General features: G+C 70.0%; 9 protein-coding genes (1 of these 9 running past the window's edge). 5 read left to right on the top strand and 4 right to left on the bottom strand.

Annotation, left to right across the window (positions count from 1 at the left end):
* Positions 1-404: 404 nt before the first annotated feature.
* Positions 405-1,697 (top strand): M20 metallopeptidase family protein, encoded by a 1,293-nt coding sequence (locus FOH10_RS00730; RefSeq protein ID WP_143979224.1) that lies wholly within the window; start codon positions 405-407, stop codon positions 1,695-1,697.
* 2 nt (positions 1,698-1,699) lie between these two features.
* On the opposite strand, the gene FOH10_RS00725 is transcribed toward FOH10_RS00730, so the two are convergent.
* Entirely contained in the window at positions 1,700-2,140 is a 441-nt protein-coding gene (locus FOH10_RS00725) for an SRPBCC family protein (RefSeq protein ID WP_043602538.1), read from the bottom strand.
* Positions 2,141-2,284: 144 nt separating this feature from the next.
* Between FOH10_RS00725 and FOH10_RS00720 the strand changes: the two genes are divergently transcribed.
* Complete coding sequence (locus tag FOH10_RS00720; protein WP_143979223.1) at positions 2,285-3,583, top strand: TetR/AcrR family transcriptional regulator; 1,299 nt, start codon at positions 2,285-2,287, stop codon at positions 3,581-3,583.
* Here the strand turns inward: FOH10_RS00720 and FOH10_RS00715 are convergent.
* Positions 3,580-3,879 carry a hypothetical protein gene (locus FOH10_RS00715; protein WP_115061467.1) on the bottom strand — a complete coding sequence of 100 codons (300 nt, stop codon included), beginning with the start codon at positions 3,877-3,879 and terminating at the stop codon, positions 3,580-3,582. The two genes, FOH10_RS00720 and FOH10_RS00715, sit on opposite strands and share 4 nt — an antisense overlap.
* A gap of 272 nt (positions 3,880-4,151) precedes the next feature.
* Between FOH10_RS00715 and FOH10_RS00710 the strand changes: the two genes are divergently transcribed.
* From FOH10_RS00710 to FOH10_RS00700, 3 genes are all read left to right on the top strand, one after another.
* Positions 4,152-5,012, top strand: coding sequence for an esterase/lipase family protein (locus FOH10_RS00710; protein ID WP_186000668.1), 861 nt, complete (start codon positions 4,152-4,154; stop codon positions 5,010-5,012).
* Positions 5,013-5,146: 134 nt separating this feature from the next.
* Positions 5,147-6,145, top strand: coding sequence for an AurF N-oxygenase family protein (locus tag FOH10_RS00705; RefSeq protein ID WP_143979221.1), 999 nt, complete (start codon positions 5,147-5,149; stop codon positions 6,143-6,145).
* A gap of 238 nt (positions 6,146-6,383) precedes the next feature.
* Complete coding sequence (locus tag FOH10_RS00700; RefSeq protein WP_244961504.1) at positions 6,384-6,866, top strand: nuclear transport factor 2 family protein; 483 nt, start codon at positions 6,384-6,386, stop codon at positions 6,864-6,866.
* A gap of 486 nt (positions 6,867-7,352) precedes the next feature.
* Here the strand turns inward: FOH10_RS00700 and FOH10_RS00695 are convergent, their stop codons facing one another.
* Both FOH10_RS00695 and FOH10_RS00690 read right to left on the bottom strand, forming a co-directional pair.
* Positions 7,353-7,568 (bottom strand): MbtH family protein, encoded by a 216-nt coding sequence (locus FOH10_RS00695; protein ID WP_143979220.1) that lies wholly within the window; start codon positions 7,566-7,568, stop codon positions 7,353-7,355.
* 83 nt (positions 7,569-7,651) lie between these two features.
* Positions 7,652-25,955: the 3' portion of a non-ribosomal peptide synthetase gene (locus FOH10_RS00690; protein ID WP_143979219.1), read on the bottom strand. Its footprint extends 7,019 nt past the window's final position; only the last 18,304 of its 25,323 coding nucleotides appear in the window; its start codon lies beyond the right edge, outside the window; the stop codon is at positions 7,652-7,654.

Below are 25,955 nucleotides of genomic sequence, written 5' to 3'. Positions count from 1 at the left end.
CGCGCCCGAACGCCGCCGGAAGTCCCTCCCGAGCACCGACGCGATACCCCCGCCATCACCAGCGATTTCCCATCGGCGACGCACCATTCCCGCGCACCATCGCGATAGAGCACTCCAGCGCAGTCGACACCACATACACCCGCACACCGCGAACACCGCACACCCGCACACCGCGAACACCGCCACACCCGCACACCGCGAACATCGCGAACACCGCCACACCCGCACACCGCGAAGCGGCACACCCACACCATCGACGCGGCGCTCTTCTGCGCCAGCGTGCAACCTGGGCCACCGCGCAACGCACGCGCCCTCTGCCGACGCGGCACCGCATGACCGACCGACTGCTCGGCTCCGACCGCGACTGTAGCTATCATCTGGTTACCCATGTGAGCGGAGGCGTTATGACGACCGACGGGATCTACGCCGAACTCGATGCCGCCGCGGCGGCGGTGGCCGATCGGGTGGTGCGGTGGCGGCAGCATCTGCATCAGCATCCGGAGCTGTCCAATCGGGAGCGTGAGACCGCGCGGCTCATCGCCGATCACCTGCGGTCGCTGGGGCTCGACGAGGTGCGCACCGGTATCGCGGGGCACGGCGTGGTGGGGGTGCTGCGGGGCGGGCGGCCGGGTGATCGGGTGGTCGCCCTGCGCGCCGATATCGACGCGCTGCCGGTGCCGGATCAGTGCGGGATGCCGTTCGCCTCGCGGATGGTGGACGAGGACTATCCGGGCGGCCCGTTTCCGGTGTCGCACGCCTGCGGGCACGACTGCCATACCGCCATGCTCATGGGCGCGGCCACCGTACTCGCCGGAGTTCGCGAAAAGCTGGCGGGCACTGTACTTTTCGTCTTCCAGCCCGCCGAGGAGGGGCCGCCACCGGAGGAGAAGGGCGGCGCCCGCGAGATGCTGACCGAAGGCGTCTTCGCGAATCCGGTGCCCACCATGGCGTTCGGCTTCCACGTGGTGCCGCTGCCCAAGGGGTACATCGGATATCGGGTCGGCAATCAGTTCGGTGCGTCATGTCTGGTGAAGATCACCCTCACCGGGCAGCAGGTGCACGGGTCCACGCCGTGGATGGGCATCGATCCCATGCCCGCCGCCGGTGCGATCATCACCGGCATCGGCCAGATCTACCGACAGGTCAATGCTTTCGACCCGATCACCGTGACCATCGGGCACGTGGAGGACGTGGGACGGTTCAATATCATCGGCCAGACCGTCACCCTGTGGGGCACCATCCGCTGCACCGTCGAGGCGGATATGGCGGAGGTGCGGAAACGGCTGGACACGCTCGCCGACCACACCGCTGCGGCGTACAACTGCTCATCGACGGTGGAATTCCTCCAGGACGTGCCCGCCGTGGACAACCGCCGGGAATGGGTGGAGCCGGCGCTGCCGACCTTCCGGCGGGTGGCGGGCGCGGAGCGCGTGTTGCCGATCCCGCCGACCCTCGGCTACGACGACGTCTCGGAGTTCGTCAACGCCTATGGCGGGCTCTACGTCACCCTCGGCGTGCAGGATGTCGACCTGGACCCGGCGACGGGTACCCCGCGCCCCACACCGGGCGGTCGCGGCATGTACATGAACCACAATCCGCACTTCTACGCCGACGACGACACGCTGGTCACGGGTGTGCGGCTGCACTGCCAGGTGGCCTTCGACCACCTGGCGGGCACGCTGGCACCCGCCGAATAGCCCTACTCCCCGCGCAATTCCTTTGTGGCGGTGCGTAATACGAGATGAAAGCCGCCGCGCACCAGCGGCAGGTAGGCGCGGGTGGACAGCTTCGGGCACCGGTTGTCCACCTCGAAGGTGGAATACCAGTTCACCAGCGTGCCCTCGGCGTGCTCGGACAGCTCCAGCTTGCCGTCCTGGGTGCGTAGCCGGGGCACGGACGAGAGCACCCGGTAGCGCACCCGCGTCGGCGGGGTGTACTCGACGATCTCCTCGGTGAGCCGCATGAGCGGCGTCACTATCAGCCGCACCGCGCCCACCCCGTTGCCATTGGTGTCACCGGGCCGGACCAGCGTGACCCGTCTGATCCAGGGCACCCGTTGGAAGTTCGTGACATCGGTGAGCCAGTCGAACACATCGGTGATGGGCGCTGGAATTGTGCGCTCCACCTCCACCCCGCGCATAGCGGCTCCGTTCCTCGCGATCGTGCCCATGCAGACTACGGGCCGGATCGGCCGGGGCGGCGAATAATGCTCGCGGCGAAGAGATCACAATTCGGACGACCAACCCTGCACGGCGGCAAAGGCGCTGGTCGCTACCATGGCGACATGAACGTAGAGGAGCGTCGCAAGACCCGTGCCGAACGCGACGACGCTTCCGCGGCCGCACCCGAACGGGTGATCCGCCGACGGCCCAAGAACCGGCGCGCCCAGATCGCCGCCACCTCGGCGGCCGCCTTCGGCTCGCTCGGCTATCACGGTGTCTCCATGGAGGACATCGCGGCCCGCCTCGGCATCAGCTCCGCCGCCCTCTACCGGCACTATCCGAGCAAGTACGCGCTGTTCCGGGAGGAGCTGCTGCGCCTGGGGCAGCTGACCGTCACCGCGGTCACCCTTCCCGAGGATGCCGCCGACTGGACGCCGCACCAGCGGCTGACCCAGGTGCTGGAGTCGCTCATCGCCGACACCATCGCCAACCGCGCCACCGTGGCGCTGACCCGGTGGGAAGGCCGTTACCTCGACGACACCGACCGCGCGACACTGAACGAGCAGTTCGCCGAGGCGGTGGCGATCGTGCGCGGCCTGATCGGCGAGGTGCGGCCGGAGCTGGACGGCCACGACCGCGCGGTGCGGGCCGCCGCACTGTTCAGCATCATCACCAGCATCGGTGATCACCATGCCGCCATGCCCGCCAAAGCGCTTACCGCACTGCTGCTCTCGACCTGCTACCAGGTGATCGACTGCGAATTGCCGCCGCCCGCCGACATTGTCGAACCGATGCGCGCGGTGGAGATCCCGCAGTCGTTCAAACATGAACTGCTGCTGCGCAAGGCGGTGGAGCTGTTCCACGAGCGCGGGTACCCGAACGTGAGCATGGAGGACATCGCCTCGGCCGCGGATCTGTCGGCGGCCTCGGCGGTGTACCGGTACTACCGCTCCAAGAGCGATCTGCTCGCCGCCGCCTTCCGCCGGGCGGCCGATCGGGTGTCGGGGGCGATCGGCCCGGCCACGGCCTCCTCGTCGAGCCCCGCCGAAGCCCTGACGAAACTCATCGACCTCTATGTCGGTGGCTCGTTCGCCGAACGTGAGCTGACCTACGTCTACTACGCGGAGTTCGGGCACGTATCGCCGGAGGAGCGGACGGTGCTGCGCAATATCCAGCGGCTCATCGTGGCGGAATGGGTGCGGTTGCTGGTGGCCGTGCGTCCGGAACTGTCCGAGAGCGAGGCGCGGATTCTGGTGCACGCCGCCTTCGGGCTGGTGGTGGATCTGGGTCGGGTGTTCGGCGACGATCCGCGGATCTGCCCGCCCGCCCGGGTGGTCCGCCTCATGCGGGTGACGCTGTTCGGCGCGGTGGCCGGGTCATCCGGCCCGGCCACCTCGTCGACGGTCGGTGGGCACCACTAACCGTCGGCCGCGAAGGACGACACCGGAATGAAGGGCGCGTAGTCGCGGACGCAGCCGTCCTCCCAGCCCCACAGCGAGATGGGATCGACGGATACTCCGTTCTGGAGGATCAGTCGCCAGCCCGTATCCTCCCGCTGCCAGATATCGCCGTCTCGGTCCCAATACAGACCGATCGATTGGGGTTCGATCGGGTTATCGTCCAGCATCGGTACGGGAACGACCGGTCGCACACCCCTGCGGCCGATAGCCTGCATGGCGAAACCCTGGTGCTCGACGGATGCAATGTCCGTAGCCATTGACTTTCCCTCCTCGTGTCGATGTCTAGAACTATTCGCTACCGCATTTCCGGGGAACTTTCGCGCAGGTCAGGGCGTGTCTTTCCAGATAAATTATTAGCCCATTATTAGCCAGCAAATGTTTATGCGAATTCGGCACCTTTGCGCCAGACGACAGCTTCGCTCGGCGTCGGACAGTAAGGTGCTGCGCGAGTAGGTATTTCCGGGCAAGCGACCGAGCGAGGCCGCCTGAGGTCACGCGAAAGGCTGTGCGGCACATGAGAATCAAGTTGATGACTGGACTGACGGCGGTAACACTCGGGACGATGGCGGCGGTGTCGCCCCCGGCCGCTGCGGAGTCCCGGGACGGACTGCCCGCCATCGCGCCGGGCACGACGGTGACACCGGCCATCGACTGCGCGCCGAGCGCCGAACACCCGTATCCGGTCGTGGTGCTGCCGGGCGGGGACGGCACGGTGCACGAGACGGCCGACCAGTGGGCGACGATCGTCGACGCGTTGAATGCGGCGGGCTACTGCACGCTGCTGTTCCAGGGCGGTGTGGTGAACGAAACTCGCTGGGCCGGTGATATTCCCAGCGGTGCCCGGCAGCTGGCCGACTTCATCACCGAAGTGCGGGAGACCACCGGGGCGGAGCGGGTCGACATCGTCGCGCACTCGGCGGGAACCGTGGTCGCGAACTACTTCCTGAAGGTCCTCGGGGGCGCGCCGCGGGTGGCACACGCGGTATTGCTCACGCCCGAGGCGCGCGGTTGCGACGGCCGGGGCTCGCTGCGCCAGCTCGGTATCGACAATCTGCCGGTCGCCCCGGTGGAGATCCTGCGGGCCCTGCCCATCCTGGCTCCGGCGCTGGCCCCCAGCATGGGCAATGCGCTCCAGCTGTCACCGCTGTCGGATGTCTACCACGCCGTCTTCGATGGCCCCATCGCGCAGCCTGGGGTCGAGTATTCGGTGCTGTCCACCCGCAACGACGAGGTGGCGACGCCCGCCACCGTGTGCACGGTCATCGACGAACCGGGCGTGACGATGGCCTTCTACGAGGACCGGTTCCCGGACGCGCCGGCGGTGGGGCATTCGACCATACGCTCCAGCGCCCTGACCGCGGGGTGGATTCTGACGCGGCTGACGAGCTGAGTGGACAGCCGATGCGATCGGAGACTTGTATGTAACTCATGTTCTCACATACCTTGGAGAGAGCTGCACCACACCGGCGTGGTCGGCGTGCCTCCCGAACCGCGGGCACGCCGCGCGGCAACCAGGAGGCGACGATGACACTTTCCACCGCACCGGGCACCACCCCCGAGGTCCGTGACTACGGCGAACTGCTGCGCACCCTGTCGGAGGGATCGGTGGACCGGCACTTCGACCCCTACCTCGACATCGCCTGGGACTCCCCGGAATTCGCCATCGACCGCGACGATCCCCGCTGGGTGCTGTCCCCGGAGGTCGATCCGCTCGGGGCCACCGAGTGGTACCGGAACCTGCCGCTGGAACGGCAGATCGAGATCGGGCGCTGGCGGATCAGCAATTCCATCAAGGTCGGCGCGGCCTTCGAGAGCGTGCTGATCCGCGGAATGATGCAGTACATCATGAAGCTGCCCAACGGATCCCCCGAGTTCCGTTACTGCCTCCACGAGATGACCGAGGAGTGCAACCACATCCAGATGTTCCAGGAGCTGGTGAATCGCATCGGCGAGGACGTGCCCGGCATGCGACCCATCTTCCGGGCGCTGTCACCCTTCATCGGTGTCGCCGGCGGCTATGCCTGGGCGATTCTGTTCATCGGGATCCTGGGCGGCGAGGAACCCATCGACCACTACCAGAAGGCCATCATCCGGAACGGGGCCAAGCTGCCGCCCGCGGTGGTCCGATGCATGGAGATCCACATCGCCGAGGAGGCGCGGCACATCTCCTTCGCCAACGAGTTCCTGAAGGAACACATCCCGGCCATGAACCTGGTGTACCGCAACGTGTGCGGCATCGCCTTCCCGCTGGCCATGCGCTGGCTGGCGGGTGAGATCATGGCTCCGCCACCGGAGTTCGCCCGCAGGTTCGACATTCCCCGCTCCGTCATCAAGGAGGCGTTCTGGCAGGCGCCGCACTCGCGACGCATCCTGTCCGACTACTTCGGTGACATGCGCTCGCTGGCAACCGAACTCGGGCTGATGAACCCGGTCACCAAGCGGCTGTGGCGGCTGCTGCACATCGACGGGGACCTGTCCCGGTACCGCAGCGAACCCGTCCGCCGTGTCGTGCGGGTCGCCTGAGCGAGGGTGAGGTCAACCGCGTCCGAACACTCGATGAACAGCTCGGACGCTCCTGGCCGACAGCTCGTTTCGCCCTCGACCTCGTCGCGTGCGCGGTGGCACCATGTGCGCCGCCGCGGCCCGGCAACTCCGCGGACCCATCGCACTGCGCGGGTGAGCGAGCGCGCATGGTTGCGCGGCGGGAGCGGGCACGCTTGGATCGATCGGCAGTGTGTCCAACTCCGTAGAAGGGGTGACTGTGCACGGTTCCGAACACGAAGAGTTCGTCGCGAAGTTCACGGATTTCTGGAGAGATCCGTCCGCCGAGCGGATGGCGGAGATCCTGCATCCGGACGTGGTGCTGTTACAGCCGCTGGCCGCGCCGATGCACGGTATCGAGGCCGCGCGGGCGGAGTTCCGCGGCATCTGGCGGATGCTGCCCGACCTGCACGCGCGAATCGACCGCTGGCGAGGCGATTCCGATGTGCTGTTCATCGAGTTCCGCCTGCGGGCACGAGTGGGACGCTCCCTGCTCGAATGGCCGAATATCGACCGCTTCGTTCTGCGTGACGGCAAAGCCGTCCTGCGCACCAACTACTTCGACCCGCTGCCCGTCCTGGGCAAGGTGCTGGTGCATCCGTCGCTGTGGTGGCGGTGGTGGACCTCGGGCGTCGCGCGTCCCTGGCGAACCGGACATGGCATCCCCGACTACACCGACAGCCTCCCCCGCGAAACCCACTGAATCGCCACGGCCGCACCGCGCTCCGGCGGGGGCGGGCCGCCGCGGGTGGTTGTGGACCCGCGGCGGCTGTTGCGGTTACGCGGAGCCGCTGGTGGGCGGGAAGGAGACCGAGGATCCGGTCAGGATCATCTGGGCCAGGGTGTTGAAGAAGTTGTCTACTGCGCTGCCGCTGTCCATATCGGCCCCTCCTAGGTGGTGGGGGTCGGGGTGGGAGTCGGCGTGCCGGGGGTGACGGACGTCGACGAACCAGAGGTCAGGACGTGGGCCAGGGCCTGGAACAGGGTGGCGATGCCGCTACCGGTATCCATGGGTGTTCCTTTCGGATCGATCTGCCGTGAAACGTGCTCAGGCAGCGTTGGGGTCGTAGTTGAGGCTGGAGCCGCTGCCCAGCAGCGCCAGCAGCGAGGCGATCAGGGCGTTGACGTCTACGCCGTCCATGGGTGATTCCTTTCTTTCAACTGTTCGGAAAAGTCTTTTCCGACAGGTCTATTCGTTCTCCGCCATGACCTCAATCAACGAGAGCGGACGCATATCGGTCCAATGCGACTCGACGAAATCCAGACAGTTCTGCCGTTCGGCGGGACCGTGGGCGATGGTCCAGCCGCCCGGAATGGCGGCGAACACCGGCCACAGCGAATGCTGCGCCTCGTCGTTGACCAGCACATAGAACTGCGCGTCTGCGTCGTCGAAGGGATTGCTCATCGAATTGCCTTTCTCAGCGGGGGTTTTCGCGTGGGAGCCAGCCGCACGGCCGGGTCACGGCCGTGCGGCGTCGGAGTGGGCGGCTAGCGCGGCCCGGCTTGCCTGCGGACCGCATTGAGCACGCGGCCGATATGCGCGAGGGCCTCCGGTGCGGTCATGCGCCAGTGAGTGGCCTGCACGGCGTGGTTGTGCACCACGCCGTCGATGGCGTCGGACCAGGTCGAGACGCCGGAGGTGCCGCTCGGATCGTCGAAGGCGGCAGCGAAATACAGCAGATCGCCCTTGAAGCGCCGGGGACGGTGCTCGGCGATGAGGCCGAGCGAGCGCACGCCGCCGTCGATGATGCGCGCGATCCGGTCTACCCCGAGGGCAGAGAACGGCTCGCCCAGTGCGGCAAGGTGTTCGGCCACGACGGCGGGTGCGGCGTCATCCAGCTCGTGCGGATCGGCGAGCAGTCCGCCCAGAACCTGTGCGACGGGAATGGTGGTCGGCTCATCGGCGGCGACCGCCAGGGAGCTGTCCAGCATGGCCAGGGTGGCGACGGACTGGCCCTGGTCCTGGAGCAGGACCGCGACGGCATGGGCCAGCACACCGCCCAGCGACCAGCCGAGCAGGTGGTAGGGGCCTTCCGGCTGGACGGCGCGAATCTCGCGGACGTACTCCGCAGCCCACTCCTCGATGGAATCGGGCAGGGACGTATCGGGGGCCAGGGTCGGGGATTGCAGGCCGTAGATGGGTCGGTCGGCGTCGAGGTGGGCGGTCAGACCGGCAAAAGACCAGGCGATGCCACCCGCGGGATGGATGCAGAACAGCGGGGCACCGGTGCCGGTCGGGCGCAGCGGCAGGAGCACGGAGAAGGCCGCGTCCGGGTCGAGGGCGCCGGGGTGTCCGTGGGCGAGGCGGGTGGCCAGTTCGCCCGGGGTGGGGGCGGTGAACAGGACGGACACCGGGATTCGTTCGGCCACTGTGTCGCTCAACTCGGCGGCCAAGCGCACGGCGAGCAGGGAGTTGCCGCCGAGTTCGAAGAAGTTGTCGTCCAAGCCGATGCGCACCGCAGGCAAGACCGTGGCGAAGGCAGCACAAATCTGGTGCTCCAGATCTGTTCGCGGAGAACGGTATTCGCGAGGGGCGAAGGTCGGTTCCGGCAGCGCGTCGCGGTCGAGCTTTCCGTTGACATTGTGCGGTAGTTCATCCAGGACCAGGAAGTCGGACGGGACCATATAGGACGGCAGGGATGCCGTCAGGGCCGACCGGACCCGGGGGAGGTCCAGGGCGGGTTCCGTACCCGGGGTACGCGGCTGCGCCGGAACCACGTAGGCAACCAGTCGCTCGCCGGTGTGGGGGTCCGACTTCATAAGCACCGCTGCCCGAGCCACCTCGGGCAGCGCCGACAGCGCCGCCTCGATCTCGCCGAGCTCGATGCGGAAGCCCCGGATCTTCACCTGGAAGTCGGTGCGGCCGCGGTATTCCAGTTCCCCCTCGGCATTCCACGCCGCCAGGTCGCCGGTGCGGTACATGCGCTCACCCGGGGTGAACGGGTTGGCCACGAAGCGCTCCGCGGTGAGGTCGGGACGTGCGAAGTAGCCGCGGGCCAGCTGGGCTCCCGCGAGATAGAGCTCGCCCGAGACACCGGCCGGAACGGGCCGCAAGCGCGCGTCCAACACGTAGACACGGCTGTTCCATTCCGGGCGGCCGATGGGAACCGACAACTCGTCGGCGGCCCCCACGCGGTGGCTCGTGATCGATACCGCCGCTTCGGTGGGACCGTACAGATTGAACAACTCCACCTGCGGGTGATGGCGGCGGAGGCGTTGTGCCAGTGCGGAGTTCAAGGTCTCGCCGATGGCCAGCACGCGCCGCACGGTGCCTGGCAGTCCGTCGATGAGCAGGGCGTCGAGCATGGCGGGGACGGTGTGCAGAGTGGTGACCCCCTCCCGCGCCATCAGCTCGTCGAGGGCGCGGGGATCGCGGTGCGCGTCGGGAGCGGCGATGACGAGGCGACCGCCGCAGACGGCGGCCGACCAGAACTCCCACACCGAAAGGTCGAAGGTGGCGGCCGTCTTCAACAGGATGGCGTCGGCGGCATGCAGGCCGAATTCGGCTCGTTTCCAGAGCAACTGGTTGACCACCGCTCCGTGCGGCACCGCCACGCCCTTCGGGCGGCCGGTGGAGCCGGAGGTGAAGATCACGTAGGCGGTGTGGGCCGCCGACAGCGGCGCACACCGGTCGGCATCGGTGATCGGCTCGGCCGCAAGCGATGCCAGCGCCGGATCGTCGATGCGCACCAGCGGGGCGACCGCGGTGCGGTAGGACGCGTCGGTGAGTACGCAGACCGGTGCCGACGTCTCGAGGATGTAGTCGGTCCGATCGGCGGGCTGGTCGGGGTCCACCGGCACGTACGCACCACCCGCGACCGAGACCGCGTACATGGCCACCACCAGGTCCACCGAACGCCGCAGCGCCAGCGCGACCCGCGCTTCGGGGCCGACACCCAGCGAGATCAGGTGCCGCGCCAGGCGATTCACCCGATCACCGAGTTCGGCATAGGTGAGCACGACACGGCCGTGCGAGCTCCACGCCACCAGGGCGACGGCGTCCGGATCGGCCGCCGCGCTCGCGTAGAGCAGCGAGGCCAGCGTGGATCGATCGTCCACCGCGGCGGCGGTGTCGTTCCAGTGTTCGAGGATGTGGACCCGTTCCCGGGGCGCGAGCAGCTCCAGCTCACCCACCGGTGTCGTGGGCCGGGCGAGGATCTCGCCGAGCAGACGCTGGAACCGGGAGGCGAGCCCGGCGACGGTGCCCTCGTCGAACAGTGCCGTGGCGTAGGTGATGGCGGCGTCCAGGCCGGCGGGCACGCCGTCGGCGTGATAGCGGTCGGCCACCACCAGATGCAGGTCGAATCGCGATACCGTGGTGTCGTATTCGACCGGGCGGACGGTGAGCCCATCGAGGGCGAACTCACCGCCCGTCACATTGTTGAACGAGTACCCCACCTGGAACAGCGGGTGCCGCGCGGTGGAACGCACCGGGTTCAGCACTTCGACGAGACGTTCGAAGGGCACGTCGGCGTGCGAGAACGCGGCCAGGTCGGTGGCGCGCACCCGGTCCAGCAGAGCGGTGAAGCCCACGGCGGGGTCGATATCCGCCCGCAGCACCAGGGTGTTCACGAACATGCCGACCAGATCGTCCAGGGCGTCCGCCCCACGGCCGGACACCGGGGTGCCCACCGCGATCGCCGCGTCCCCGGACAGGCGTGACAGCAGCAGCGAGAACGCGGCGTGCACCACCATGAACAGCGTCGCGCCCCGGCCACGGCCCACTTCGAGCAGTCGAGCATGGGTTTCGGCGTCGATGGTGAATTCCACCTGCCGCCCGGCCGTGGACACCACCGCCGGACGCGGGCGGTCCGTGGGCAGTGCGAGCTGGTCGGGTAGACCGGCCAACGTCTCGGTCCAGAACCGCAGTTGCCGGGCCGCCAGGGAGTGCGGGTCGTCCTCGGCGCCGAGGCGGGCGCGCTGCCACACCGAGTAGTCGGCGTACTGCACCGGAAGCGGCGACCACGCGGGCGCCCCACCGGTGCGGCGGGCCGCGTAGGCGGTCACCACATCGCGGGCCAGCGGTGCGAGTGAGGCGCCGTCGGCGGCGATGTGGTGCACCGACACCGCGAGCACGTGGTCGTCCTCGGCCACGGCGTAGAGCCGCGCCCGCAGCGGGATCTCGACGGTGACGTCGAAGGCCGCGCCGACGAATTCGGTGACCGCGGCGGTGATATCGGCCGCCGCGACGGGAATCGGGGTCAGCTCCGGCACAGGTGCCCGTTCGGCGGGCACGACCACCTGCACCGGACCGGAGTCGGTGAGCGGGTAGACCGTGCGCAGCGATTCGTGCCGGGCGGTCACGTCGGACAGCGCGGCGGTGAGGGCCTCGATATCCAGATCGCCGGTGAGCCGGATGGCGAGTGGGATGTTGTAGGCCGCCGCCGCGGTGCCGTCGGCGGTGGCCGCGCCGGCGGTGTCGAAACGGTTGAGGAACCACATGCGCTGCTGCGCCGGGGACAGCGGCACCGGACCGTGATCGGTTCGCGGTACGAGCACCGGTTCCGCCGCTGCCGGAGCGGCATCGGCCACGGCCGCCGCCAAGGCGGCGACGGTGGGATGCTCGAACACGGTCCGCATGGCCACGGGGGCGCCGAGGCGGGTGGACAGCCGGGCCGAGAGCTTCGCCGCGCTCAGCGAATTGCCGCCGAGGGCGAAGAAGTCGTCGTCGAGACCGACACGGTCGACGGCCCGCCCCAGCAGCTCGGCCATGGTTTCGGCGACGCGCCGTTGGGTGGCGGTGACCGGAGCCCGATACGCCGCTTCCCGGAAAACCGGTTCCGGCAGCGCCTTTCGATCCAGCTTGGCGGTCGGAGTGAGCGGGATGGCGTCGATGACCATGACGGCGGCGGGCACCATGTAGGCGATGAGCGAACGGGCCGCGAAGGCGCGCAGCGCGTCCACGTCGACGGCTTGGCCGGGCGCGGGCACCACGTAGGACACCAGGGCGATCTCGCCGGTGGTGTCGCGGTGCCCGATCGTCACCGCGCTGTCGATCGCGGGGTGCGCGGTCAGCACCGTGTCGATTTCGCCGAGCTCGATGCGCAGGCCGCGTACTTTCACCTGATCATCGGTGCGGCCCAGGTATTCCAGCGTCGGAGCGGCGGCTCCGTCAGCCGCCCGCGTGGTCCAGCGCACCAGATCACCGGTGCGGTAGAGCCTGTCACCGGGCGCACCGTACGGGTCGGCCACGAAGCGGCCGGCGGTGAGACCGTGTAGACCGTGGTAGCCCCGCGCCAGTCCCGGCCCCCGCAGGTACATTTCACCGGTCACCCCGTCGGGCACCGGTCGCAGCCGACGGTCGAGCACCACGGCCGACAGACCGTCGGCCGGACCGCCGAGTACCGCCGGGGCGCCGGGGCGCAGCGGGGAGCTCATATGGGTGGTGATGGTGGCCTCGGTCGGGCCGTAGGAGTTGTACAGCTCGCGATCTCGTCCCCAGCGCCGGATCAGTTCCGGGCCGAAACCCTCGCCACCCACCGACAGGTGCCGCAGTCCCGACAGTGCGTCCGCGTCCAGGGTGTGCAGCACCGATGGCGTGATGAGCGCGTGCGTAACCCGCTCGGCGCGAATGAGTTCCGACATCTCCGTACCGCCGAAGACATCGGCGGGCGCGATGACCAGGGCCGCGCCGACCGGCAGCGCCATGAGCACCTCCATGAGGGAGGCGTCGAAGCTGGGCGAGGCCCGGTGCAGGACGCGGGCGGCGGCCGTGGTGGGGCAGCGTTCCTGGTGCAGGGCGGCCACACCGGCGATGCCGGCGTGGGTGACCACCACGCCCTTGGGCTTTCCGGTGGAACCGGAGGTGTACATCATCCACGCGGCATTGCCGACGGTCACCGGGCGTACCAGTTCGTCGTCGGTGACGGGCGCACAGTCGGTGTGCCGCAGCTGTACCGCGGTCGCGTCGGCGTCCAGCGGCAGCCATCGGACGCCTGCGGGCAGCGCGGCCGCTGCGGCGGCGACGGTGAGGCCGATCCGCGCGCCGGAGTCGGTGAGCATATGGGTGATGCGCTCGGCCGGATAGGTGGGATCCACCGGCAGGAAGACCGCCCCCGACTTCGCCACCGCCCACAGCGCCACCAGGGAATCGAGCGACCGGGGAATGGCGACGGCGACGACGTCCTCCGCCCCGAGACCGTCGCGGATGAGCAGTCGGGCCAGCCGGGAGGAACGCTCGTCCAGTTCCCGGTAGCTCATGTCCCGTCCCGCGTACACCAGGGCGGTGGCCTCGGGGTCCAGTGCCACGGCCGCGCGCATGATCTCGGCCAGGGTGCGCGGTGCGATCGGGTGCGGACCGCTGCGGTCGAGAATCTCGGCGCGCTCGGCGGGGGCGAGAATCTCGATCTCACCGACCCGACGCCGCGGGTCGGCGGTGACCGCACCCAGCACCCGCCCGAAGCGGCGCAGCAACTCGGCCGCCGTCGACGCGTCATAGAGGTCGGTGGCGTAGGTCAGCTCCACCGGCAGGTGGCCGTCGGCGTCGAGCGTCTCCCCGACGGTGAAGGTGAGGTCGAATTTCGCGACGCTGTCGTCGAAGTCGACGCCCTCCAGCACCAAACCGGGCACCGCGTGGGTACGCGAGTCCAGGTTCACATAGCTCAGGCTGACGGTGAACAGCGGATGCCGGGCCTGGGTGGGTTCGACGCCGAGGGCATCCACCACCCGTTCGAACGGCACGGTGGCGTGGGCGAAGGCGGCCACGTCCACCGCGCGGGTCGCGGCGAGCAGTTCGGCGAAGGTGCGGTCGGGGTGGTCGATGCGGGTGCGCAGGGCGAGGGTGTTGACGAACATCCCGACCATCCCGTCCAGGGCGCTCGCTCCGCGCCCCGCCACCGGCGTGCCGATGGCGATGTCATCGGTACCGGACAGGCGGGCCAGCAGTACCGACAGCGCGGCGTGCAACACCATGAACGGTGTCACGCCGTGCCGCTTGGCGACACCGTCCAGCCGGGCTCCGACGCCGCCGCCGATCCGTCCGCGCACCACCGCACCGCGCCGCGAGGACAGCGCCGGGCGGGGTCGGTCGGTGGGCAGCGGCAGTTCGTCCGGCAATCCGGCCAGCGTCTCGCGCCAGAATGTGAGTTCCTCCGCCGCAACGGTTTCCAGCACTCGATGCTGCCACAGCGTGTAGTCGGCGTACTGCACCGGCAGCGGCGACCAGGCCGGGCCGCTGCCCGAGCGACGGGCGAGATAGGCGGTGACGATATCGCGCAGCAGGGGGTTCATGGAGAAGCCGTCGGCGATGATGTGGTGCAGCACCACCACCAGCACGTGGCTGTGCTCGGCCTCGCGCAGCAGCACCGCGCGCAGCGGCACCTCGGTGGTGACGTCGAAACCGACGGAGGCGATCTCGGCCACCCGCTCGGCCACCGCGCCCGCGACCGGCTCCACCTCCGGCGACAGCGCGGTGTGCGGGGGCAGGATCACCTGGTGCCCCTCCCCGTCGTCGTCGAGCGGGAAGACGGTGCGCAGTGCCTCGTGCCGGGCCACCACGTCGGCGAAGGCGGCGCGCATGGCGGCGTGGTCGAGTTCGCCGAGAATCCGCACCGCGGCGGGGATGTTGTAGGCCGGGGATTCGGGGTCCAGCCGGTTCATCAGCCACATGGGCTGCTGTGCCGGGGACAGCGGAATCGGTGCCGGACGTGGCCCGGCGGTCAGTGCGGGCAGCGCGGGTGCGATGTCGTCCGCGACGAGGCGGGCCGCCAGCGCGTGCACGACCGGAGCCTCGAACAGCGTCGGCACCGGAACCCGACGCCCCAGCCGCTCGCCCAGCCGGGCGGTGACCCGGGTGGCGATGAGCGAGTTGCCGCCGAGTTCGAAGAAGTCGTCGTCCGCGCCGACCGGCGGCAGCCCGAGCACATCCGCGAAGACCGCCGCGACCAGTTCCTCCAGTGGGGTAGCGGGAGTACGGAACGCACGGGCGCGGAACTGAGGCTCGGGCAGTGCCCGGCGATCGAGTTTTCCGGCCGGGGTGAGCGGCAGGGCATCGAGTATCACGATCGCGGACGGCACCATATAGGGCGCGAGACCACGGGCAGCGTGCTCGCGCAGGTCCGCTTCGCCGACCGTACTCGCCTCGGCGAGAACGACATACGACGCGAGCACGGTCTGTCCGAGCTGGTCGGGACGACCGACGGTAACGACCCGCGCCACGGCCGGGTGGTCGGCGAGCACGCTGTCGATCTCGCCGAGCTCGACCCGGAATCCGCGAACCTTCACCTGGAAATCGGTGCGCCCCAGGTACTCCAGTTCCCAGTCTCCGAAGGCTCCGGGTATCCGGCGCACCAGATCTCCGGTGCGGTACATGCGCGATCCGGGCGCACCCCACGGGTTGGCGACGAATCGATCGGCGCTGAGGCCGGGTGCGCCGTGATAGCCGCGCGCGAGGCCGGGGCCGGACAGGTACAGTTCCCCAGCCACGCCCGGGGGGACCGGTGCGAGGCGTTCATCCAATACCAGTGCGGCCGTGCCTGGAATCGGTGCGCCGATACCGACGCGCCGCCCGGGGGCCAGGTCGGCGTAGGTGGCGACAATGGTGGTCTCGGTGGGGCCGTAGGCGTTCAGATAGGTGCGGCCCGGCTGCCACGCGGCCACCAGTTCGGGGGTGGTGACGTCGCCGCCGACGTGCAGGACGCGCAGCCGGTCGAGTCCGGCAGGGTCCATGGTGGCCAGCACGCCGGGCGGGATCAGGGCATGGGTCACCCCCTCGTCTCGCACGAGTTCGGCGAGTTCGGGGCCGCCGTACACCGACGGCGGCGCGATCACCAGCGTCGCGCCGGTCGCGAAGGCGCACAGCCATTCGAGCACGAACGGGTCGGCGACGGGGATGCGGATCTGGAGCATCCGGTCCTCGGCGGTGAGCCCGTATCGCACCACGGCATGGTCAACCAAGGGCCGCAGACCCGCGTGGGTGACGGTGACGCCCTTGGGCTTTCCGGTGGAACCGGAGGTGTAGATCAGGTAGGCCGGGTGGTCCACCCGCAGCGGGGACAGCCGGTCGGCATCGGTCGGATCGGTGGCGCGGTAGCGGGCGCACTCGGCCACCACGGCCGGATCGTCGAGAAGCAGCCACGGCAGGTCGGCGGGCAGGTCCGCCGCGAATTCGGCGAGCGTGACGCCGAGCACCGGCGCGGCGTCGGCGAGGACGTAGCGCACGCGGTCGGCGGCGTGGGCCGGGTCGACGGGGACGAACGCGCCGCCCGCCTTGGCCACGGCCAGCGCGGCGACCACCCCGTCGGCCGAGCGCGGGAAGGCCACCGCTACCCGCCGCTCCGGGCCCACGCCCCGGGAGACGAGCAGTCGGGCCAGGCGATTGCTCACCTCGTGCAACTGCTGATAGGTGATCTCGCCGCCCTCGGCGCGCACGGCGATCCGCTCGTAGCCGTGAATACTGCCGCGGCTCGCGATCTCCGGCAGCAGTGCCGTGCGACTCGCGGCGGGCACGGCGGTGAACCCGGCGCGCTCGGCCGCCGATAGCAGCGGCAGATCACCCACCGCGGTCTCCGGCCGCGCGGCGGCGGCCGTCAACAACCGGAGGAAGCGCTCGGCCAGGACCTCGACCGTCTCGTCGTCGAAAAGGTCGCGGGCGAAGGTGATCTCGCCGTCGATGCCGGCGGGTGCGCCCGCCGCCGTCACCTGGTCGCGCAGGGCCACCGACAGATCGAATCGGGCGGTGTCGTCGCCCGCGGCATCCAGCGTAGTCATGGTGACGCCGGGCAGCTCGGCGGTGGTCGCGGCGAAGTTCTGGAAGGTCAGCGCCACCTGGAACAGCGGATGGCGGCCGCTGGCGCGGGCCGGGCGCACGGCCTCCACCAGCCGTTCGAAGGGCAGGTCGGCGTGGGCGAACGCCGCCATATCGGTGTCACGGACCGATTCCACCAGCGCATGAAAGGTATCGTCGCCGCGCACCTCGGTCCGCAGCACGAGGGTATTGACGAACATGCCGACCAGGTCGTCCAGCGCCGCCTCGCCACGGCCCGCGACCGGGGTGCCGATAGCGATATCGGTGCTCGCGGACAGGCGGGCCAGCAGCACGGCCAGTGCGGCGTGCACCACCATGAAGAGGGTGGCATTGTGTTCGCGCGCCAATCCCGCCAGCGCAGCGTGGGTTTCGGCGTCCACGGTGAAGGCGAAGCGACCGCCGCGGAAGGTCGGCCTGGTACCACGCGGGCGGTCCGTCGGCAGCCGCAGTTCCTCCGGCAGTTCGGCCAGTTGCCGTCGCCAGTACGAAAGTTGCCGACCCGCCAGCGATTCGGGGTCGTCGTCCGCGCCGAGCAGGGCACGCTGCCAGAGGGCGTAGTCGGCGTACTGCACCGGCAGCGGCGTCCAGTCCGGAGCCGCGCCGTGAGTCCGGGCCGTGTACGCAGTGACCAGATCGCGGGCCAGCGGAGCCAGTGACCAACCGTCGGCCGCGATGTGATGGACGACGAACACCAGGACGTGGTCGTCGGCGGCCAGCCGCAGCAGCGCCACCCGGAAGGGCGGGTCGGTGGTGACGTCGAAGCCGGGGGCCACGACGGCGGCGATGTCGTCGGTCAGCCGCGCGGGGTCCGAGGCGACCGGGGCGAGTTCGGCGGCCACCGCGTCCGGCGGCCGTATCCGCTGCACCGGACCGTCCGGAGTGTCGGGGTAGCTGGTGCGCAGCACTTCGTGCCGGGCCGCCACATCGGCGACGGCCGACCCGAGCGCGGCGATGTCGAGGGTTCCCGACAGGCGCACCACCAGCGGGATGTTGTACACGGCGGCGCTCGCCTCGAGGCGGTTCAGCAGCCAGATGCGCTGCTGGGCCGGGGACAGCGGAATCCGTTCCGGCCGCGGGGCCGGGGTCAGCGGCGCACGAACACGGGCGGTGCCGGTCCGGATGGCGGCGTGCGCGGCCAGTGCCGCCACGGTGGGGGCCTCGAAGACGGCCCGCATCTCGATATCGGCCGAGAGCGCGGCCGAGAGCCGGGCCACCACCCGGGTGGCGATGAGCGAGTTGCCGCCGAGTTCGAAGAAGTCGTCGTCCAGGCCGATCCGATCGCGACCCAGCACCTCGGCGAAGACGGCGGCCACCGTGTGCTCCGCCGCGGTGGCGGGGGCGCGGTAGACCTCGGGGGTGTAGGACGGTGCGGGCAGCGCCCCGCGGTCCAGCTTGCCGGAGGCATTGAGCGGCATCTCGTCGAGCACCACGATGGCGTTCGGCAGCATGTACGCCGGAAGGCACTGCGCCAATTCGGCTTTCACCCGCTGCGGGTCGATGTCACCGGCGGCCGTGAGGTAGGCGACCAGCTGATCTCCGGTGCGCTGATCGTGACGCACCACGACCACCGCCTGGGTGACGGAATCCAGCTCGGCGAGGGCGGCTTCGATCTCGCCCGGCTCGATGCGCAGTCCGCGCAGCTTGACCTGGAAGTCGGTGCGTCCCAGATATTCCAACTCACCATCGGCGTTCCACCTCACCAGGTCACCGGTGCGATACATGCGCTCGCCGGCGCCGAAGGGGTTGGCCACGAACCGATCCGAGGTCAGATCGGGCCGCGCCACGTATGCCGTGGCGAGCTGGTCCCCGGCCAGGTACAGCTCGCCGGCGACGCCCGCCGGGACGGGGTGCAGGCGTGCGTCCAACACGTAGACCCGAGTGTTGAAGACGGGAACGCCGATGGGAACCGTATCGACGTCGGCGTCGGTGACCTCGTGATAGGTGACGTCCACGGCGGCCTCGGTCGGCCCGTACAGGTTGTGCAGCCGGGCCCCGGTCAGCTCCCGCAGCCGCTGCGCGGACTTGGACGGCAACGCCTCCCCGGAGGCGAACACCTGGTGGAACCGGATTCGGGTGTGCCCGTCGGTGGCGTCGAGTGCGGCCACGAAGACGGCCAGCATGGACGGCACGAAGTGGGCGACCGTGATGCCTTCGCGGGCGACGAGTTCGGCCAGGTAGGCGGGATCGCGGTGGCCGTCGGGTGCGGCGAGCACCAGACGGGCGCCGATCTGCAAGGGCCAGAAGAACTCCCACACCGAAACGTCGAAGGTGGCCGGGGTCTTCTGCAGCACCACGTCGCCGGTGCCGATGCGGTACTCGTACTGCATCCACACCAGGCGGTTCACGATGGCGGCGTGCGAGACCGCGACACCCTTGGGGCGACCGGTCGACCCCGAGGTGAAGATCACGTACGCGGTGTGGCCGGACCGCAGCGCACAGCGGCGGTCGGCGTCGGTGACCGGGGTGTCGGTGTAGGTCGACAGGTCGAGCCTGTCTATGCGCACCTGCGCGGTATCGACATCCAGGTCGTCACCCGAAGTGAGCACGGTGACCGGATCGGCGGTGCCGAGGATGTACTCGATGCGGTCGGCGGGGTGGTCCGGGTCCAGCGGCACGTATGCGCCACCGGCCATGACGACGGCGTACATGCCGACGACCAGGTCGATGGAGCGGCGCATGCCCAGGGCCACGAAGGTATCCGGGCCGACGCCCTCTGCGATCAGGAATCGGGCGAGTCTTCGTGCCCGGGAAGCGAATTCGGAGTATGTCAGGCTGGTATTGCCGTAGGTCAGCGCGCTCGCGTCCGGTGTTCGCGCAACCTGGCCCTCGAAGAGCGAGGCCAGGGTCAGCGCGGCGTGCTCGGATCGTCCGGCCGTGAGCCCGACCGCGGTGGCATTGCGCTCGGACAGCAGCAGTTCGCGTTCCGCGGAGGCGAGCAGGTCGATATCGCCGACCCGCACGGCGGCATCGGCGACGGCGGTCCGCAGCACCCGCTGGAACCGGTCCGCGAAGGCGGACGCGGTACCGGCGTCGAACAGGTCGGTGGCATAGCGCAGGGCCACCGACAGTGCCGTGCGGCCGTCCTCGGCGGCGATCTCGGTGCAGGCCAGCGACAGGTCGAACTGGGCGGCGGTGTTCTCGATCGGGAAGCCGGAGACCTCCAGGCCGGGCAGCCGCAGGACGGTGTCGTCGCGATGCTCGAAGGTGAGCAGCGCCTGCACGATCGGCGAATGCGCTTGGGAACGCACCGGGTTCAGTTCGTCCACCAACCGCTCGAACGGCAGGTCGGCGTGGGCGAAAGCCCGCACGTCGGCATCGCGGACGGTGCTGAGCAGCTGGGCGAAGGTGGCGTCCGAGCGTACCGGGGTCCGCAGCACCAGGGTGTTGACGAACATGCCGACCAGGTCATCCAGGGCCTGTTCGGAGCGTCCAGCGATCGGGGTGCCGATAGCGACGTCGTCGGTTCCGGCCAGGCGCGCCAGCAGCACCGCGTAGGCGGCGTGCACCACCATGAAGGTCGACACTCCTTGGCGGCGTGCGAGTTCCGCGATCGCGGCGGTGGTGTCGGCGGACAGCGCGAACAGCAGCGCCGCACCCCGGCCGGTCCACACCGGCGGACGCGGGCGGTCGGTCGGCAGTTCCAGCACGGGGGCGAGGCCGGCGAGTTCGGCGCGCCAGTGGGCGATCTGGGCGGCCAGCGCCGAGGCAGGATCGTCGGCGTCGCCGAGCGCTTCCCGCTGCCACAGCGTGAAATCGGCGTACTGCACCGGCAGTGGCCGCCACGACGGCCGGGTGCCCTCGGCGCGAGCGGCGTAGGCCACCATGAGGTCGCGGGCCAGCGGTCCGGTGGACACGCCATCGGCGGCGATGTGATGGGTCACCACGACCAGTACGTGCTCGTCCGGGGCGGCCCGCAGCAGGGCGACGCGCACCGGCAGTTCGGTGCGCAGGTCGAATCCGCGTCCGGCCACGGCCGCCACCGCGCCGGACAGATCCGCTGCGTCTACCGGCTCGAGGTCAGGCGCGGGCACGTCGGTCACGGGGACGATGTCCTGCCGCGGGCCGTCGGCGTCCGCCGGGAACAGCGTGCGCAGCGCCTCGTGCCGTGCCATGACATCGCTGACGGCGGCGCGCAGGGCGTCGATATCCAGGGTTCCGGTGAGCCGGAGCGCGGCGGGGATGTTGTAGAGCGGCGATCCCGGTTCCAGGCGGTTGAGCAGCCACATCCGAGTCTGCGCCAGGGACAGCGGGATTCGCTCCGGGCGCGGCCGCGGCGCCAGTGCCGCGGTCTGCCGGTCGGTGCGGACGGCCCGCGCGGCCAGTTCGGCCACGGTGGGTGCGTCGAAGACCTCGCGCACGCTCAGATCGCAGCCGAGCGCCGCGTTGGCGCGGGCCACCAGGCGCATCGCGAGCAGTGAGTTGCCGCCGCGACCGAAGAAGTCGTCGTCCGCGCCGACGGGTCCGCTGCCCAGCAGATCCGCCACCAGGGCCGCGAGCACTGACTCCACGCCTTCCCGAGGTGCTCGGAAAGCGGTAGTGGCGGCGGTGAACTCGACGGCGGGCAGCGCCTTGCGATCGAGTTTGCCGACGCTGGTGCGCGGCATATCGTCCAGCACCACCAGATGGGCGGGCACCATGTATCCGGGCAGTCGGTCGCGCACCTGCTCCAGCACGGCGGTCTCGGAGATGTCCTCTCCGGCGAGATATCCGACCAGACATTCGGTGCCCGCCGTATCCTGCGCCAGCAGTACGGCGGCATGGGCGACGCCCGGCACCGCCAGCAGTGCCGCCTCGATCTCTCCGAGTTCGATCCGCTGGCCGCGCAGCTTTACCTGGAAGTCGTTGCGGCCCAAATACACCAGATCGCCGTCCCGACTCCAGCGCACCAGGTCGCCGGTGCGGTACATGCGACTTCCGGGCACGCCGAACGGGTCGGCGGTGAAGCGTTCCGCGGTGAGCGCGCCGCGCCCCTGATAGCCGCGGGCCAGCTGCGCACCGGCCAGGTACAGCTCACCGGTGACGCCGGTCGGTACCGGGCGCAGCCGGGCGTCCAGCACATAGGCGCGGGTGTTCCAGTTGGGTCGCCCGATCGGGACCTCGTGGTCGGCGTCGCTCACGCCGAATTCGTGGTAAACGGCGGAGATGGCCGCCTCGGTGGGCCCGTAGGCGTTGTGCACCGCGCCGCCGACGTGCTCGCGCAACAGGGTCAGCAGTTCGGCGGGCAGCGCCTCGCCGCCGGTGTGCAGGTGGCGGAAGGACCGCAGCGCGTCGCCGTGTCCCTCGGCGATGAGCGCCGCCAGCACCGAGGGCACGTGTTCGGCGATGGTGACGCCGAACTCACGCATGAGCCCGGCCAGATGGTCGAGGTCCCGGTGACCGCCCGGCCGCGGAATCAGCAGCGGCGCGCCGACGAGTGCGGGCAGGAAACATTCCCACACCGACACGTCGAAGGTGAGCGGCGCACGCTGCATGATCCGGTCGTCGCGAGTGACCCCGTAGCGGTTCTCCAGCCAGCGCAGCTGATTCATGATGGCGGCGTGGCTGGTCGCCACCCCCTTGGGCAGACCGGTGGAGCCGGAGGTGAACAGCACGTAGGCGAGATTGTCGGGGCGCAGCGGGGCACGGCGCTCGGCGTCGGTGACCGGTCCGGCCGCCAGCGCGGACAGCTCCGTCGCGGTGGTATCGAGGTATCGCACGCCGTCGACCGCGGGCAGGTCGACGCCGCCGACGGTCAGCACCAGCGTGGTGTTCGAGGTCGCGAGGACGTGTGCGATGCGATCGGCCGGATGCTCCGGATCGACCGGCAGATAGGCCGCGCCCGCATGTACGACGGCATAGAGCGCGATCACCATGTCGAAACAGCGGTGCGCGGTGACGCCCACGATGTCGTCCGGGCCGATACCTGCCGCGATCAGTCGGCGCGCCAGCCGATTCGCCCGCGCGGCCAGCTCGGCGTAGGTCAGCGAGTCGCCCTCGAAGCGGAGGGCGACGGCGTCCGGATCGAGTTCAGCCCGCCGGTCGAGCAGATCGGCGAGGGTTTCGCGGGGCAGTTGCCGGACGGTGGCATTGCGGTCGGACAGCAGCAGCCCCCGCTCGGCCACCGACAGCAACTCCACATCGCCCGCCGCACACCGCGGATCGGCGATCATGGCGCGCAGTACCCGTTCGAAGGCGGCCAGGAAGTCGCGCGCCGTCACCTCGTCGAACAGGTCGAGGGCGTAGTGCAGGTGCACGTCGATACCCGCGGGCGCGCCCGCGGTGTCGTAACGGTCGGTGAGGGTCCAGTCCAGGTCGAACTGGATGGGGCGCACTCCCGCGTCGATGGCGGCGATGGCCAGGCGAGCCAGGCGGAACTCGGGCTGGCTGTGATTCTGGAGCGTGAACCCGACCTGGTAGATCGGCGCATGCGCTTGGGAGCGAACCGGATTCAGCACCTCGACCAGCTGCTCGAACGGTACCGCGGCGTGTTCGAAGGCGGCCAGGTCGGTGTCGCGCACCTGCGCCAGCAGTTCGGCGAGGGTGGCGTCGGGTCGGACATCGGTGCGCAGCACCAGGGTGTTGACGAACATGCCGACCAGGTCGTCCAGCGCCTCGTCGCCGCGACCGGCGACGGGTGTGCCGATGACGATGTCGCGGGTGCCCGAGAGCCGGGCCAGCAGGACGGCCAGTGCCGTGTGCAGCACCATGAACGGGGTGGCGCGGGCGGCGTTGGCGAATTCGACGGTGGCCGCGTGCAGGTCGGCGTCCAGGTGGCTGCTCACCTCGCCGCCGCGATTCGTCGCGACGGCCGGACGGGGGCGGTCGGCGGGCAGCGTCAGCGCCTCGGGTACGCCGCGAAGCCGGTTGCGCCAGTACTCCAGCTGCCGAGCGAGTACCGAACCGGCGTCCTCGGCGCTGCCGAGCACATCGCGCTGCCAGAGCGCGAAGTCCGCGTACTGCACGGGCAGGGGGGCGCTGTTGGGCGCGGTGTCGGCGCACCGCGCGACATAGGCGTGGGCGAGATCGCGGGTGAGAGGCGCGAAGGACCAACCGTCGGCGGCGATGTGGTGGATGACGAACAGCAGCAGGTGGGTGGGCTCGTCGGCATCGATGAGCCGCAGCAGGCGAACGCGCAGCGGCACCTCCACCGTGACGTCGAAGGTGGTGCGCGCCAATGCCTCCACCAGGCCCGGCAGCTCCGCGGTGGTGACCGGCTCCGCCGCCGGATCCACCAGTCGCGTGTCCGGCGGCAGGATCAGCTGGGTGGCCTGGCCGTCGTATTCCGGGTACAGCGTGCGCAGGGTCTCGTGGCGGGCGATGAGGTCGGCGATGGCGCTACGCAGCGCGGGAACGTTGAGCTGGCCGGTGAGGCGAAGGGCGAAGGGGATGTTGTAACCGCCACCGCGGGGGTCGAACCGATTGAGGAACCACATGCGCTGCTGGGCGATCGACAGCGGAATGGTGTCGCCGCGGTGCCGGGCGGTGACCGGTGGGAGCGCCACCGGTTCGGCGCCGGTCGGCTCGGCGGTGTCGATCCGGGCCGCCAGGGCGTGAACGGTGGCGTTGTCGAAGATGGTGCGCAGCGGGACGGGCACGCCGGTGCGCTTGGCGAGCCGGGCGGCCAGGCGGGTGGCGACCAGTGAGTTGCCGCCCAGGGCGAAGAAATCGTCATCCGCGCCGACCGGGGTGGTGAGTTCGAGGACGTCGGCGAAGACGGTGGCGACGAGGCATTCCGAATAGCCGGTGGGGGCGCGGAATTCGCGTTCCTCGGGGGCAGGTGCGGGCAGGGCGGTGCGGTCCAGTTTGCCGTTGGCGTTCAGTGGGAGTTCGTCGAGGACGACGAAGGCCGACGGAACCATGTAGGGGGGCAGCGACAGCGACAACGCCGCATGCAGCGCGGCGGCGTCCGGCGCGGGCTGCTCGACCGCGGGAACGAGGTAGGCGACCAGTCGATCGCCGGTCGGGGGGTCGTTGCGTAGTGTGACCACCGCTCGGGCCACCGACGCCTGGGCGGTGAGGGCTGCTTCGATCTCGCCGAGTTCGATGCGCAGGCCGCGCAGTTTGACCTGGAAGTCGCTGCGGCCCAGATAGATCAGCTGCCCGTCGGGGTCCCAGCGCACCAGGTCGCCGGTGCGGTACATGCGCTCGCCGACGCCGAAGGGGTTGGCCACGAAGCGATCCGCGGTCAGCTCGCAGCGCCGGAGGTAGCCGCGGGCGAGCTGGGTTCCCGCGAGATAGAGTTCGCCCACCAGCCCGGGGGCGACCGGACGCAGGCGGGAATCCAGCACGTAGACACGGGTATTCCAGACCGGACCGCCGATCGGGACCTGGCCGTCCATCTCGGCGGGGACCGGCGCGACGGTGGCGTGCACGGTGAATTCGGTGGGGCCGTACAGGTTGTGCAGCGGGGTCGTACCGAGGCGGCGGAAGGCGGCCACGGTATCGGCGGTCAACTCCTCACCCGCGACCAGCAGGGCGCGCACGGAGTCGGCCGCGCGCGGCGGGGCCTCCTCGGCGAAAGCCCGGAGCATGGAAGGGACGAAGGAGGTGATGGTGACCCGTTCGGCCGCGATCACCTCGGCCAGGTAGCGGGGATCGCGATGGCCGTCGGGCTCGGCCACGACCAGTCGGGCTCCGGTCGCCAAGGGAGCGAACAGTTCCCACACCGAGACGTCGAAGGTGGCGGGGGTCTTGAGCAGGACGACATCGTGAATGCCGAGCCGGTATTCGGCAGCGAGCCAGCGGATCTGGTTGAGAGCGGCGGCGTGCGGGACGGCCACCCCCTTGGGGCGGCCGGTCGAACCCGAGGTGAAGATGACGTAGGCCAGATGGTGCGGGCGCAGCGGGGCCAGCCGGTCCGCGTCGGTCAGCGGCGCGTCGTCGTAACCGGTGGTGTCGAGTTCGTCGACGCGGACGCGGGGCACACCGGGGAATTCCGGACCATCTCCGGCGGCGAGCACGCAGACCGGTGCCGCGGTGTCGACGACATGGGCACGACGCTCGGCCGGATGGTCGGGATCCAGCGGCACATAGCCGCCACCGGCGGCCAGTACCGCGTAGATGCCGACC

The sequence above is a fragment of the Nocardia otitidiscaviarum genome (assembly GCF_007362295.1).
In the GTDB taxonomy this organism is placed as follows: Bacteria; Actinomycetota; Actinomycetes; order Mycobacteriales; family Mycobacteriaceae; genus Nocardia; species Nocardia otitidiscaviarum.
This window is presented reverse-complemented; position numbering and strand designations above follow the sequence as displayed.